Source organism: Dongia rigui (assembly GCF_034044635.1).
Classification (GTDB): domain Bacteria; phylum Pseudomonadota; class Alphaproteobacteria; order Dongiales; family Dongiaceae; genus Dongia; species Dongia rigui.
The window spans coordinates 654,142-668,703 of record NZ_JAXCLX010000002.1 but is presented as its reverse complement, the minus strand read 5'-3'; the positions used below and the strand labels follow the sequence as shown (position 1 = coordinate 668,703).

Sequence of the window (14,562 nt, the reverse complement as noted above, 5' to 3'; positions counted from 1 at the left end):
GCGCCGCCGGTTTCGGCCAATAGCTGATCAGCAAACTCAACTATGGGCCCGGGAGACGACGGAGGTCACCGCTCGCAGGTGATATAATATGCCTGACTATGCCGATCAAGTATTGATCGTCTGACAAAAGGGTTCTGGCCGGTTGTTCTCCACGCATGGCTGTCAACTAAGGCTTTATCCGACCCTCGCCAGTCACCCCGTAACATGCTGATATATAGCGCTTATTGGACAAAAGATGCCTGAGATCATTATGAACGGGCCGGAAGGCCGGCTTGAGGGCCGCTATCAGCAGGCGAGCACCCCGAATTCCCCTATAGCGCTGATGCTACATCCGCACCCGCAGCATGGCGGGACGATGAACAACAAGGTCGTCTACAGCCTGTACCAGACCTTCCAGCAGCGGGGATTCTCGGTCCTGCGCTTCAATTTCCGCGGCGTCGGCCGCTCCCAGGGCAAGTTCGACCGCGGCGAAGGCGAGCTTTCGGACGCCGCGGCGGCGCTCGATTGGCTGCAGACCTGGAACCCGAATGCCCCGCAATGCTGGATCGCCGGTTTCTCGTTCGGCGCCTGGATCGGCATGCAGTTGCTGATGCGGCGCCCGGAAATCTCCGGTTTCATCTCGGTGGCACCGCCTGCCAACATCTATGACTTCTCGTTCCTGGCCCCCTGCCCGTCTTCGGGCCTGGTGATCCAGGGCGATCAGGATTCGGTGGTGCCGCAGGAATCGGTGCAAAAGCTGGTGACCAAGCTCAGCCACCAGCGCGGCATCAAGATCGACTACCAGATCGTGCCCGGCGCCTCGCACTTCTTCACCGAGCATCTGGACCAGATGACCGGGCTTTGCAACAACTACCTCGATACTGCGATCCCGGAAGCGACCGCGAAAGCCCGCGCCGGCAAGTGATCTTCGATGCCGATCTCGGCGGGTAATCCCTGGAACAGGCACGGGCAGCGACGCGCCCCCTAGCGCCGGCTTTCCTGCCGACGCCAAAAGGAGATCGCTTTTCCTCGCGACCCTGAGGGGATCCGCTTTCCCTTGGATCCGGGGGGATCGGCTCTCCCGCGCGACCGGGGAGACTGCGTATCCATGCAGCCCGATGGGGCATCGCTTGACCCGTCGCGATCCAAGAGGGATCCGGCCGTAACCCCGCCGTACCTCGGGGGAGCCGGTTCGCAAACAGGCTCAAAAAAAGCGCGCCGCTCAGGCGGCACGGGGTGGGTCCGGCCTGCGCTCCAGACAAAGAGGGAGCCTGCACCGGTGACAGCCGAACTGTTCCAGGGTGGTCAACATTCAGGAGCGCGCAAGGATCATAGTATCAAATTCCCATCGCCTCGTCAAGAACATAAAGGAAACACGCCAGTTCGGCCTGGCCGGAAAACGGGACGGCCGACAAGGCCCCCCCCCCCCCGCAAACCCATTGCCGCGGCGCAGAAGAATGACAGACTTAGGTTCGCGTCGCCGGCACCCCTGGTGACAGGGCGGCGCCTCGCCGACGCGCGAGACGGGGGACGCTGCGGAAAGGTGCGATGAGCGAGTTCGACGATTACACCAACCTCAGCGACCCGACGACCGATGACACGGCGGCACTCGGCGATCTCGCGCAGCTGCTGCGGCTCTGGCGCGAGCGGTGCGAGGCCGGCCGGCTGCCGGCACGCGCCGCCTTCGACCCCTTCGACATGCGCAAATTGCTGGGCCGTATCGTGCTCCTCGACGTCCTCGAGGCGCCGCTGCGCTTTCGCTTTCGGCTGGTGGGAACCGATTGGGTGGCGCGGTTCGGGCTGGACCCCACCAACACCTTCGTCGACGATTTCCCGCGCGTGCAATCGCGTGCCTTCATCAGGGACGTCATGACCAAGGTGGCCACGGGGCGCCAGCCCTTGATGGTGCGCCGGTCGGTCATCATCGAGGGCGAGTACTTTCGCTATGGCATGCTGTTGCTGCCATTGGCGACGGATGGCAGCACCGTCGACATGATCATGATGGGCTTCGATTTCCCCGACACGTGACCCCGCCGCAGGGCATGGAACGACGGGGGGCGCCGTCAGGGGATCGGCTCGACCCGCTCGTTGACGACGACCTTGAGCGTGCGCTCGCGGTAGAGGACGAAGAGGCCGCTGGCGATGATGATGAGGCTGCCAAGGATGATGGGCGGTGTCGGCGCATCGCCGAAGAAGATCCAGCCCAGGATCGTCGCCCAGACGATGGCGGTGTATTGAAAGGGCGCCAGCAGCGAGGCCGGCGCCAGGGCGAGCGCCTTGGTCACCAGCATGAAGCAGCCGCAGGCGACCAGCCCCACCAACGCCATGAGGGTGAAATCGAGCGGCGTCGGCATGATCCAGTCGAAGGGTGTCGCCACCACGCCGAGGATGCCGCAGCCGATGAACTGCCAGGCGACCAGCGTCACCCAATGGCAATCGCGCAAGCGCCGCGTGATCACCATCGCCAGGGCAAAACACGCCGCACCCGAGAGGGCGACGAGGGCCGAGGGCGAGAACGCGGCACTGGTCGGCTGCAGGGCGATGACGACACCGCCGAAGCCGACGATGATGGCGCCCCAGCGCTTCAGCCCGACCTTTTCATGGAGCAGCAAGGCCGACGCCGCCGTGATGATGAGCGGCGCCGACATGTAGAAGGTCATGACGTCGGCCAATGGCAGCGCCTTGGTGGCGAAATAGAAGGAGAAGCTGTCACCCGCCAGAAGCAGGATGCGCACCACATGCAGCCACCCCTGCCCCGGCGGCAATTTGAGCGTCGCCCCGGTCGAGCGCATCAACCCAAGGATGAGCACAATCGACCCCAGCGAGCGAATGAGCATCAGCTCGGCGACCGAGTAATCGGTGACCAGCCACTTCCCCAACGCATCATTCGCCGCGAACAGTGCGACGCCGGCGAGGTAGAGGAAGATGCCGCGGGTTTGGAGGGTCATGGGGGCCGAATGCTTGCTATAACGACGGCTTGTTTATCCGATATGCAATGCGAGGACCATCAGGTTTCGTGCAAAGGCTTGGGACACTATCGCTTACCGCTATAGCCCGGAAACGACACGCATGAGCTCACCTGAGGAATGGCGGCTTGTAGCTTGACATATTGCGTATAAGCGACGACACGAAGGCATTCTTCAGGCTGATATACTCGATCCCGTGCGCACTATTGAATGAAAATGCGTCATCGTTCCCGTCTGCCGCAAGCACTATTGGTCCGGAGAACTCTCCGCGCCCCAGAAGCCTCCAGCGGATGAAGACGCAATAGTAGTCTGACCGAAGCGACAAAGGTTCAATTTTCTTGAGATCAAGATCGGGCATAGAATTGTCGACGGGCGTTATGACGCTTACGAAAGTGTCGCCGGATTTTGCTCCGCGACGACCCGCGCTATTGAGTTGGGTGACTTGTACAATGCAGTGCTGCCCAAATGATTTATATTTGTAGATTATTGGTATGATGTTTCCTTGGAAATTTTCGGGAGATACCGCCTCTATATCAAACATTAGATAGGTTACTTCATCGACATACCGGAAGCTGCCTTGCGCCCAATATATCAATTCGAGCCCGTACCCAGAAAAATGCTTAAGCGTGCTTCCTGTATGAACCTCACTTCCTAATAGAATTGCTGCCTTAGCCAGCATCGCCGAAATTGCCCGCTCGGCAGGATCAACCAATGTGGCGCTGAAATGTGACATTGCTCTCGGCTGCGCGGAGATCCATGTGCTCGCACCAGAACCGATGGCGACATCGCCGATGGCTTCGATTTGCCTATGGCAATCGCTGCACCATCGAAATGCAGTAGGGGCGTCTGAGCCAACCCATCCGACAACTTCCACCACGTTGGAGCCAAAGTCATGAAGAGTCGAAAGAAACTTTGATAGTGATGCGAAGGTGAAAGGAGTAATTGGCTGATACTCCCTCAGTTCGCGAATAAGTGTGCGAGCGCCAATAGTGGATCCCGACCAGCCCAAAGCGAGTTCTGGCCGAACAATTGAGATCTTTTTTCGCAAGCCAGATATTTTCCACGCGGCGCCTGCGGGCATCAAACTCGGCAGCCTGGGTTGAGTTGGCACCATCATGTGCGGCACTGTTGTACCCTTGCTGCTGACAATAAAGTCACCTGCCAAGACGGGCACTTCGAACAGCTTTGTCGCGACAACAAGAGTCATTGGCCGGACGCGGGTTTCTAGAAAATTGAAAACGACAATCAGGATGATGCCGCGAGTTGTACCTTCATCATAAAGTATGCTCTATAACTATTTTTGAGAGCAACTTGCATCTACTCCCTAGAATTTGTCTCATACCGTCCCTCTCCTCCGGTACGGCCGCCTAGACTCGGTCGAGGTAGAGGTAGTGGTGGCGGAAGGGCGCGCCCGTGGATTTGGCACAGATGTGGTCATCAAGGGTGTTGGCGCCAATGCTTCGGATGCCGGGGGCGTCACTCGCCGATGTCAACTACCGACATACCAACTGCACGTTGCCAGACTGTCGAAGAAAGAAACTCGTGGATCCCCCGCCTTCGCAGAGGATGACGATGGTGGAGGTGGGTGCATCGGCCCTCTGTCGTCATGGTGGGGGACGGCCGGCCATCCGCGCGTTGGGTGTGATGGAAGGAAGCAATTCGCGGATGCCCGGGCCAAGCCAGAGCATGACGGTGGGACGTGGGCTGGCGGTCTTCACTTACCCCCTCACCCCGACCCTCTCCCGCGAGGGGAGAGGGAGGGAGATTATTTGCGGCGGGAGTCTTCGCTTACCCCCCTCCCTGCCCTCCCCCTGAAGGGGGAGGGAAATAATGAAAGGCCACCTCCTGAATGGAGCGGGTTTTCATCCAGCCCGACGCATCTAAAACCCGCACACCCCGCCGCCGTCGACCGAGAGGATGGCGCCGTTGACGAAGCTGGCTTGCTCCGAGGCGAGGTAGAGGATGGTGTCGGCCACCTCTTGCGGTGTCGCCATGCGTTGCATGGGTGAGCGGGCGTGGGCGCGGGTGAGGTAGGTGGTGGCGTTGCCGCTCGCCTCGGCCGCTTTGGCGATCATGTCGGTATCGACATTGCCGGGGGCCACGCAGTTGATGCGGATGTCGCGGGCGAGTTCCAGCACCATGGCGCGCGAGAGGTTGATGACGGCAGCTTTTGATGCCGAATAGGCAGCCCCCAAGGGATAGCCGATGAGGCCGGCGTCCGACGCCACGTTGACGATGTTGCCCTTGTTCTTCCTGAGTTCAGGGAGCGCCGCCTGCGAACAGAAGAAGGTGCCGGCGACATTGGTTTCCATGATGCGGTCCCAATGTTCCTGGTCGATTTCCTCGACCGGCACTTCGGCGAAATAGCCGGCCGAGTTCACCAGGATATCGAGACCGCCCAGGGCAATCTCGGCCGCCGCCACGACCTTGGCGCACGCGACGCGGGAGCCGATCTCGCCCAGCGCGGGCACGATGCGGGCATCGGGATGGGCACGCGCGAAGGCGTCATAGGAGGCTTGGGAGCGCGCGCCGATGGCGACATGGGCACCTTCTTTGAGGAAGCCTTCCACCGCCGCCGCGCCGATGCCACGGGCACCGCCCGTGACCAGAACCCTTTTGCCCGCAAAACGCATCGTCTTCCCCTGCCCCATTCTGTCGGCCCGACCTTGCCGCCAGCCCATTTCCAATCGCTTGATGAAACGGGACGGCGCGCGACCCGATGCATCAAAATCCAGGTTCGGTTCGATGATCCCATGGCCGGAGGTAAAAATCGACAATGTGGAGACGGAACGATGAGTGCGGCGGCAAGCGCGGCGGTACATGCGGATAAGGCGGGCATCCGGATCCGGCGTCTTGCGGGCCGCATCGGCGCCGAGCTTTCCAATATCAAGCTCGACGGTACGATCACCAGGGAGCAGGTCGAGGAAATCCGCCGCGCCCTCCTCGCCCACCGCGTCATTTTCTTCCGCGACCAGGAACAGTTCAGCGACACCGACCAGGAGCGCTTTGCCAACATGCTGGGCGGGCTGGTGCCGCATCCGACCGAGACGGCGCTGACGGGGTCGATGGGCATCCTGGAACTGGATGCCGCCGCCGGCAACGGCAAGGCCGATGTGTGGCACACCGATGTGACCTTCGTCGACGCCTATCCGCGCTATTCGGTGCTGCGCGCCATGCGCATTCCGGAGGTGGGCGGCGATACGCTGTGGGCCAACACGGTCGCGGCCTATGACGACCTGTCGCCGCAATTGAAGCAGCTCGCCGAGAGCCTGTGGGCGGTGCATTCCAACAAATATGATTACGCCGCCCAGCATGCGGCAGCGACCCCGGAGGAAGCGGCGCATTACGAGAAGGTGTTCGCGAGCCAAGTCTATGAGGCCGAGCATCCGGTGGTGCGCATCCACCCGGAAACCGGCGAGAAGTCGCTGGTGCTCGGCTATTTCATCCAGCGCTTCGTCGGGCACAATCACGTCGACAGCAATCTGCTGTTCACGCTGCTGCAGAACCATGTGATCCGCATGGAGAACATCGTGCGCTGGAACTGGCGGGCGGGCGATGTGGCGATCTGGGACAACCAGGCCACACAGCATTACGCGCTCAACGATTACGGCAAGGCCAACCGCACCATGCGCCGCGTCACCATCGCCGGCGAAGTACCAGTCTCCGTCGACGGCCGCCACTCGAAGACGCTGAAGGAACCGGCGCGGGCCTGAACGCTCCTATCGTCACGGTACGCGGCGGCGCACCACCCATGACTTATTTTCGTCGCTCGCCAGCAAACTCGTGGATGGTCGGCCTTCGCCGACCATGACGAATGAGGCGCGCTACCCGGCCTTGTGCAAGGCGCCGCCGGTCATCGGCTGGGGCACGGCGGTGGTGGTGGGGTAGCTCAAGGGCAAACCAGCGAGGCTCCTTAGCGCGAGATAGGCGAAGGCCTGGGCCTCGAGCGCGTCGCCATCCCAGCCGACGTCGTTCACACCTTTGACCGGTGCATCGAGGCGTTCCTCCAGCGCATCCATCAGCACCGGATTGTGCCGCCCGCCGCCGCAGACGAGCCAGGCTTGCGCGGGTTCCGGGAAGAGATAGACAGCGCGGGCGATGCTGGCCGCAGTAAAGGCGGTGAGTGTCGCCGCCCCGTCTTCGACCGAGAGATGATCGGCGAGCTTTGAGTGGAAGGCGTTGCGGTCGAGCGATTTTGGCGCCTTGGCATCGAAGAAGGGATGGCTGAGGAGCCGGGCCAGCACGTCCTCGTCGATGCGGCCCTTCTTCGCCAGCGCCCCGCCGAGATCGACCGGGCGGCCTTCATGCCGCTGCGCCCAATCGTCGATGAGCGCATTTCCGGGACCGGTGTCGAAGGCGAGCAAGGATCCGTCGCGGCCGATCCAGGTGACATTGGCAACGCCGCCGATATTGAGGACGGCGATGGGCCGGGGAGAACCCGCGGGCAAGGCGTCGACCAGCGCCTTGTGGAAGATCGGCACCAGGGGCGCCCCCTGCCCGCCCGCCGCCACATCATTACTGCGGAAATCGTTCACCACATCGATACCGGTGAGCTGGGCGAGCAGCGCGCCATCGCCGATCTGCCAGGTGCGGCGTTCCTTCGGCGCGTGGAAGATGGTCTGGCCGTGGAAGCCCACGACCTTGATGTCAGCCGGGGTGAGCTTGGCGCGCTCGAGAAGGTGTTGGACCGCCACGGCGTGGCGCTGGGTCAGATCCCTTTCGACGGCGGCGATCTCGTCCAGGGCACCCTTGCCGCCATAGGTGGCAACGAGGCGCTGGCGGAAGGCCGGATCATAGGGTTCGGAGAGAGCCGGTCCGAAGCGGTAGATGGCCTCGGCATCCGCCTCGATGAGCGCCGCGTCGACCCCGTCGGCGCTGGTTCCGCTCATCAGCCCGATCGCCCATTTTCCCGGCATCGTGATTCCTTGTCCAAAGTGCCCCTCACCCCGACCCTCTCCCCGCTGGCGCGGGCGAGGGAGGTTCTGAGGATCATGAGTTGAAGCCCCTCGCCCCTCTGGGGAGAGGGGTTGGGGTGAGGGGTAACACGCTGTCCTAGCGATGAAAAGCGACGTCAACGGTCGCGGCTTGGCCGCCATCCGGCGAATGTGTTACATGACCGGCCGCAAGACAAGAAGCCCCCAAGACCTGACTGACCATCGGAAACCGATCATGAGCGCCACCTTCCAGCCCAAATCCCCCTTCCTGCGCGATTTCGTGGCGCGCGGGTATCTGCACCAGTGCACCAATATGGAGGAGCTGGACCAGGCGGCCCAGGGCCCCAAGCCGCTCGTCGCCTATATCGGCTTCGACGCCACGGCGGATTCGCTCCATGTCGGCTCCATGGTGCAGATCATGATGCTGCGCCTGCTGCAGAAATCGGGCGGCAAGCCGATCGTGCTCATGGGCGGCGGCACGACGAAGGTCGGCGACCCCACGGGCCGCGACGACATGCGCAAGGTCCTGACCGATGCCGACATCGCCAACAACATCGCCGGCATCAAACGCGTCTTCTCGAAATTCCTGACCTTCGGCGATGGTCCGACCGATGCGGTGATGGTCAACAACGCCGACTGGCTGGACCAGCTCAACTACCTCGAATTCCTGCGCGACTATGGCCGGCATTTCTCGGTCAACCGCATGCTGGCCTTTGACTCGGTGAAGCTGCGCCTGGAGCGTGAGCAGGCACTGACCTTCCTCGAGTTCAACTACATGATCCTGCAGGCCTATGATTTCCTGGAACTGGCGCGGCGGCAGAACTGCGTGTTGCAGCTGGGCGGCTCGGACCAGTGGGGCAATATCGTCAACGGCGTGGAACTCGGCCGCCGCTGTGACGACAAGGCGCTCTATGGCCTGACCTCGCCACTCATCACCCTCGCCTCTGGCGCCAAGATGGGCAAGACCGCGAGCGGGGCCGTGTGGCTCAACGAAGAGCGCCTCTCCTCCTATGACTATTGGCAGTTCTGGCGCAACACGGAAGATGCCGATGTCGGGCGCTTCCTGCGCCTCTTCACCGATCTGCCGCTGGATGAGATCGCGCGCCTCGAGAAGCTGCAGGGCGCCGAGATCAACGACGCGAAGATCATCCTGGCCGATGCCGCGACCACGATGTGCCGCGGTGCCGACGCCGCGGCCGACGCCAAGGAAACGGCGCGCAAGGTGTTCATCGAAGGTGGATTGGGTGGCGAGCTGCCGACCATCGACGTTGCACGCGGTGTCCTCGACGCCGGGCTGCCGGTGCTCGATCTGCTGGTGCAGGCGGGGCTTGCGACGTCAAAGAGTGACGCGCGCCGCCTCATCAAGGGGAATGGCGCCAAGATGAACGACCAGGCGATCAGCGACGACACGCTGAAGGTCGGCGCCGGCGACATCAATGCCGATGGTGTCATCAAGCTTTCCGCGGGGAAGAAGAAGCATGTGGTGGTGAAGGTCGCCTGAAGGCTGCCTTCTACTTCCGCCATTCCTTGAGGCGACGCGCCGCCTCGACCATGTCCGCCGTCGCGCCGCTGAAGCAGAAGCGCATGAAGTGGCGCCCGCGCGCCGGGTCGAAATCGATGCCGGGGGTGGCTGCGACACCTGTCTCGCTCAACATGCGGCGGCAGAAATCGAGGCTGTCATTGGTGAGCCGCGCTACATTGGCGTAGATGTAGAAGGCGCCGTCCGTCGTGATGAGATTGTCGAAGCCGGCCGCGGGGAGATCATTGAGCAGGATCTCGCGGTTCTTCCCATAGCGCGCGACATTTCCCTGCAATTCGTCATGTGCGTCGAAGGCGGCAATACCGGCCAGTTGCGAGAGGGCCGGGGCGGAGATGAAGAAGTTCTGCGCCAGGCGCTCGACCGGTTTCACGAGATCCTCGGGCAAGACCATCCAGCCCAGGCGCCAACCGGTCATGCTGAAATATTTCGAGAAGCTGTTGATGACGATGGCGCCCTCGAGCCGCGCCGCCGTGCTGGCCGGCGCACCGAAGGTGATGCCGTGATAGATCTCGTCCGAGACGAGGCGCACGCCCTTTGTCGCGCACCACTCTGCGATGGCGGTGAGCTCGGCCGCCGGCAAAACCGCGCCCACCGGGTTTGACGGTGAGGCGATGATGAGGCCGTCGAGCCGGCCTTCGATGCGGTCGAGATCGGCGATGGTCGGCTGGAACTTGGTCGCGGCATGCGTCTCGATCAGCACCGGCTCGAGGCCCAGCGCCGTGAGGATATGGCGATAGCAGGGATAACCGGGCATCGCGAGCGCCACCCGGTCGCCGGGATCGAAGGCGGCGAGGAATGAGAGCAGAAAGCCGCCGGAGGAACCGGTGGTGACGGCGATGCGCGAAGCCGGCACGTCCGCGCCATAGAAATCGCGATAGTGCTGCGCAATGCGCTGGCGCAAGGCCGGGAGACCCAGCGCATCGGTATAGCCGATGAGATGGCTGTCGAGGGCCTGCTTTGCTGCCTCCAGCACCTTGCGCGGCGCCGGGGTCGAAGGCTGGCCCACCTCCATATGGAGGATATCGCCGCCCTCCGCCGCCCGCTCATTGGCGGCGCGCATCACCTCCATCACGATGAATGGATCGATGGCCGCGCGCCGCGAGGTCTTCAGCGCCACTATTCTTGGCCGAGGATCGAGGCGAGGCCGTAGCCGCGATAATCGTTCCGGAGCTGGCAGGAATCCGGATCTGACGGCGTCGCCTCGCTGCAGAAGATGGCGTTGACGCGCCCGATGCGGAGCCCCTGCCCCTCATCGACCTGCTGGCTGCCATCGGCATAGGCGCGCGGCAGCTGCATGGCCTGGTCGAGCGGCATGGCGCGACGCATGACGGCATCAAGGATCAGACCTTCGGCCAGGGCACCCGGGGCGCCGCCCGCGGCGCCGGCCATGAAATAGACCTGGCCGTTGAACTTCGAGGCGACCATGACCGGCGACAAAGTTGAAAAGCCGACGCCCTGGTCATTGGGCGCCGGTGCCAGCACGATGCCCGTCCCTTGCGCGACGCGCGCGGCACCGAAAGGTGCGTTCATGGTGAAGGTGCAGGCGACGGCGACACCATCGGAATCGACCGCAACAATGCTGGCAGCACTGGTGTTTTCCTGCGGCAGGGTGATGCTGCTTTGGCTCGCCAGCGCCTTCACCTTGTCGGCTGCGATGAGGTCGAGCGGCTGCTGTTGCGAGAGCCCGTCGGGCTGCATCCAGGCGCCGCGCGCCGCCATGATCTCGCGCGAGATCGCCTGCTGGCCGGCCGGCGCGTTGTCGCCACCGACGAGCAAGGAGACGGCCTGGGCGGTCATGACCCCACCCGAGGCAGGCGGCGGCGCCACATAGAGGCTGAGATCGGTGAAGGGCACGTCGACCGGTGGGTAGATCTGCACCTTGTAGTTCCGCAGATCGTCGATGGTGAGCGGCGCACCGATGGCCTGCGCCCCTTCGACCAGCTTTTGGCCCAGAAGGCCGCTGTAGAAGGCGTTCACGCCCTGGGCGCGGATCTGGCCGAGGGTCGCTGCCAGGTCGACCGGGCGCATGTTGTCGCCCTCGGCAAGCGCTGTGCCATCGAGCTTGTAGAAGCTTGCCTGCAGGCTGGGATCCTCGGCGAGTGTCTGTCCGTATTGTGTGAGGTCCCGGGCCAGCGCCTTGCTGATGGGGACACCCTGCGTCGCCAGGCCTTCGGCCGGTCCCACCAGCTGCGCCAAGGGCAGCTTGCCGTAACGCGCATTGAGGGCCGCCATGCCACGGACATTCCCTGGCACCGCGACGGCGCCACCGGCTGCCGCCCGCGGCAGGAAGTCGATGACGTCGGTGGTCTTCTTGTCCGCATCATGGGCAATGCAGATGCCACCACCACCAAGGCCGGCGGCACTCGGCAAGGTAACCGACAAGGCGAAATAGGCCGCCACGACGCCATCCGCCGCGTTACCGCCAGCCGCGATGGCCGTGCGGCCGATCAGCGCGGCGCGCGGCTCGTCCGCGACGACACCAGCGCGAAAGCCGTCGATCTGGGTCGCATCGGAGGCGACGGAGCGCGTGTTGCCGCCGCAGCTGGCGAGGAGCAGGGTCGGCAGCAGGGCGACGCCAGCAAGGCCCAGGGCCCCCATCCGCCGGCCATTTGACGGCTGGACAAATGACGGCTGGACAAATGACTGGGCGGCGGCGAATCGCCGGTCACCGGAATGTGTCTCCGGGCCGTGCTTGCCGGTCACGGCTTGGCCGTTATGATAGGGAACAGACATTTAGTGAACTCCGCCCTGATTCCAGTTGTTGGGTCGAAACCCCGATTGCCGGGGAGCATAGAGAAGGAAGCCCGGATTGATCAACCGAGCCAATGCGACGCAGGTTTGCCGGCGAATCGGGGCACAAATCGGCACTTTGCTGCTGGCTTTGAGCCTCGCGCTGCCGGCCGGGCCTGCCCTGGCCCAGCAGCGGGCCTTAAGCCTGATCCGCGATGCCGAGATCGAATCCACCATCCGCGCCTATGCCGACCCCCTTTTCCGGGCCGCCGGGCTGGATCCGCTGGCGATCCGGGTGCTGCTGGTCAACGAAGATTCAATCAACGCATTTGTCGCTGGCGGCCAGCGCTTGTTCATCAATACCGGCCTCCTGTTGCGGGCCGACACGCCCAACCAGGTGAAGGGGGTCATCGCCCACGAAACCGGCCATATCGCCGGGGCGCATCTGTCGCGCATCCAGGACGAGCTCAAGAACGCCACCATCGAGCAGATCATCGGTATGCTGCTGGGCGCCGGTGCTGCCGTCGCGAGTGGCAATGGTGGCGCAGTCATCGCCGGTACGACGCTGGGCAATGAGATTGCCAAGCGATCATTGCTCCAATATTCGCGCACCCAGGAGGCCGCCGCCGACCAGGCCGGCATGGGCTTTCTCGATGCGACCCACCAGTCCTCGCGCGGCATGGCCGAGTTTTTCGAAAAGCTGGAGGAGCAGGAATTCCTGCTGCCGCAGAACCAGGACCCCTATCTGCTGACCCACCCGCTCACCACCGACCGCGTTTCGGCGGTCGAGCAGCATGTCAGTGAATCGGCCTATAGCGATGCCAAGGACCCGCCCGAGGATATCGCGCGACACGAGCGGATGGTGGCGAAGCTGAAGGGCTATATCTGGCCGCTGCAGCGCGTGGAGCAGGAGTTCCCCAAGACCGATACATCCATTGGCGCGCGCTATGCCCGTGCCATCGCGCTGTTTCGGGTGAGCCGCATGCCGGAGGCGCTGCAACTGATGGACAGCCTGCTCGCCGACATTCCCAACGATCCCTACTTCCTGGAGCAGAAAGCACAGATCCTGTTCGAGAACGGCAAGCTGCGGGAAGCGCTGCCGCTCTATACCGCCGCCTTCAACCAGCTCCCGACCGAACCGTTGCTGGGGCTGGAAGTGGCGCAGGTCGAGATCGAACTGGAAGAGCCGGAACTGACCAAGAGCGCCATCCGGCACCTCGAGGCCGTGACCACGATCGAGCCACGGAATTCGCGCGCCTGGTATTTCCTGTCCGTGGCCTATGGGCGCGACGGCAATCTGCCGATGTCGTCCCTGGCGCAGGCGGAACAGGCGATGGCGCAGGGGAACTCCGACGAGGCCTGGGCGCAGGCCAAGCGCGCACTCGAAGGCTTGCCTGCCGGATCGCCGGGCTGGCTCAAGGCCAATGACATTATCAGCGAAGCGCAGATGATCAAGGCCAACAAATAGCCCCACGCGGCGCAACCGATTCACATCAGTTCCAAGGATTTCGACCCATGTCTGGTTTCCTGCGTCACCTTCCCGGTCTGGCAGCCCTCGCCCTCAGTGCAGCGGCCCTTGCCATCAGCCTTGGCATCCTTCAGCCAAAGACGGCACCGCAGGCGGCCCTGTCCAGCGCCGTCTTCACGACCGCGCAGGCCGAGGAGATCGGCAAGCTGTCGCGCGACTACCTGCTGCAGAATCCTGAAACCATACGCGACGCCATCCAGGCCTTGCAGGCCAAGGAGGAAGCAGCCAAGGCGGACCGCCAGTCGGAGGCCGTCACCAAGTACAAGGACCAGCTCTTTGCCGATGCCGATGCGCCGGTCGCCGGCAATCCGCTGGGCGATGTGACGCTGGTCGAATTCTTCGATTACAAATGCCCCTATTGCAAACAGGTATCGCCGGCCCTGGAAGGGCTGCTCAAAGACGATCCGAAGCTCCGGATCGTGTTCAAGGAATTCCCGATCCTCGGCGACCCATCCGTGCTGGCGTCGCGCGCAGCGCTCGCGGCCCAGAAGCAGGGCAAATACTTGGCCTTCCATCAGGCGCTGATGGCCCATCGCGGGCAGCTCGATCTCGATTCCATCGCCGGCGTCGCCGCGGCGGTAGGCCTCAATGGCGAGCAACTGGTGGCCGATATGAAGTCGGAGGCCATTGAAAAGCAGCTGACCGCCAATCACGAACTGGCGCTGGCACTCGGCATCCGCTCGACCCCCACCTTCATCGTCGGCGATCATGTCATGCCGGGCGCGCTTTCGATCGAGGAACTCAAGGGTCTTATCGCGGACGCGCGCAAGGGTTCCTGACGGAATATCCGCCCGTTTTCGGGTTTATCGGCGAAGTTTCGCTGGCTTATCGCCCGGCTCGGGGATTAACTTCCCATGCCCTCTCGCGTAGACGGGGCCGGTTTTG

12 protein-coding genes are annotated in these 14,562 nt (G+C 63.2%); 6 read left to right on the top strand and 6 right to left on the bottom strand.

Annotated features, from left to right (window positions below):
- The first annotated feature begins 235 nt into the window (after positions 1-235).
- Together SMD31_RS14680 and SMD31_RS14675 are read left to right on the top strand one after the other, a co-directional pair.
- Positions 236-904, top strand: a complete 669-nt coding sequence (locus tag SMD31_RS14680) for an alpha/beta hydrolase (protein ID WP_320501650.1) — start codon at positions 236-238, stop codon at positions 902-904.
- Between the two features lie 623 nt (positions 905-1,527).
- Complete coding sequence (locus tag SMD31_RS14675) at positions 1,528-2,007, top strand: PAS domain-containing protein (protein WP_320501649.1); 480 nt, start codon at positions 1,528-1,530, stop codon at positions 2,005-2,007.
- Between the two features lie 35 nt (positions 2,008-2,042).
- On the opposite strand, the gene SMD31_RS14670 is transcribed toward SMD31_RS14675, so the two are convergent.
- The 3 genes from SMD31_RS14670 to SMD31_RS14660 all read right to left on the bottom strand — a co-directional run bounded on the left by SMD31_RS14670 (position 2,043) and on the right by SMD31_RS14660 (position 5,578).
- Positions 2,043-2,927 (bottom strand): DMT family transporter, encoded by an 885-nt coding sequence (locus tag SMD31_RS14670; RefSeq protein WP_320501648.1) that lies wholly within the window; start codon positions 2,925-2,927, stop codon positions 2,043-2,045.
- A gap of 127 nt (positions 2,928-3,054) precedes the next feature.
- Entirely contained in the window at positions 3,055-4,152 is a 1,098-nt protein-coding gene (locus SMD31_RS14665; protein WP_320501647.1) for a hypothetical protein, read from the bottom strand.
- A 673-nt stretch (positions 4,153-4,825) separates the two neighbouring features.
- Positions 4,826-5,578, bottom strand: a complete 753-nt coding sequence (locus SMD31_RS14660; RefSeq protein ID WP_320501646.1) for an SDR family NAD(P)-dependent oxidoreductase — start codon at positions 5,576-5,578, stop codon at positions 4,826-4,828.
- Between the two features lie 159 nt (positions 5,579-5,737).
- Here SMD31_RS14660 and SMD31_RS14655 point away from each other — a divergent pair, with 159 nt between their 5' ends.
- A complete protein-coding gene (locus SMD31_RS14655; protein WP_320501645.1) occupies positions 5,738-6,658 on the top strand; it encodes a TauD/TfdA dioxygenase family protein in 921 nt (306 codons plus the stop codon).
- Positions 6,659-6,769: 111 nt separating this feature from the next.
- On the opposite strand, the gene SMD31_RS14650 is transcribed toward SMD31_RS14655, so the two are convergent.
- Positions 6,770-7,861, bottom strand: coding sequence for an anhydro-N-acetylmuramic acid kinase (locus tag SMD31_RS14650; RefSeq protein ID WP_320501644.1), 1,092 nt, complete (start codon positions 7,859-7,861; stop codon positions 6,770-6,772).
- Positions 7,862-8,114: 253 nt separating this feature from the next.
- Here SMD31_RS14650 and tyrS point away from each other — a divergent pair, with 253 nt between their 5' ends.
- Positions 8,115-9,380, top strand: a complete 1,266-nt coding sequence (tyrS, locus tag SMD31_RS14645; RefSeq protein ID WP_320501643.1) for a tyrosine--tRNA ligase — start codon at positions 8,115-8,117, stop codon at positions 9,378-9,380.
- Between the two features lie 10 nt (positions 9,381-9,390).
- Here tyrS and SMD31_RS14640 read toward each other — a convergent pair whose 3' ends face one another.
- Positions 9,391-10,536 (bottom strand): pyridoxal phosphate-dependent aminotransferase, encoded by a 1,146-nt coding sequence (locus SMD31_RS14640; RefSeq protein ID WP_320501642.1) that lies wholly within the window; start codon positions 10,534-10,536, stop codon positions 9,391-9,393.
- The gene (locus SMD31_RS14635; protein ID WP_320501641.1) at positions 10,536-12,152 is read right to left on the bottom strand and encodes a gamma-glutamyltransferase; all 1,617 of its coding nucleotides are present in this window, start codon (positions 12,150-12,152) and stop codon (positions 10,536-10,538) included. The genes SMD31_RS14640 and SMD31_RS14635 overlap by 1 nt, the downstream gene beginning before the upstream one ends.
- Positions 12,153-12,228: 76 nt before the next feature.
- Between SMD31_RS14635 and SMD31_RS14630 the strand changes: the two genes are divergently transcribed.
- Together SMD31_RS14630 and SMD31_RS14625 are read left to right on the top strand one after the other, a co-directional pair.
- Positions 12,229-13,617 (top strand): M48 family metalloprotease, encoded by a 1,389-nt coding sequence (locus SMD31_RS14630; RefSeq protein ID WP_320501640.1) that lies wholly within the window; start codon positions 12,229-12,231, stop codon positions 13,615-13,617.
- 47 nt (positions 13,618-13,664) lie between these two features.
- The gene (locus SMD31_RS14625) at positions 13,665-14,456 is read left to right on the top strand and encodes a DsbA family protein (protein ID WP_320501639.1); all 792 of its coding nucleotides are present in this window, start codon (positions 13,665-13,667) and stop codon (positions 14,454-14,456) included.
- Positions 14,457-14,562 lie beyond the last annotated feature (106 nt).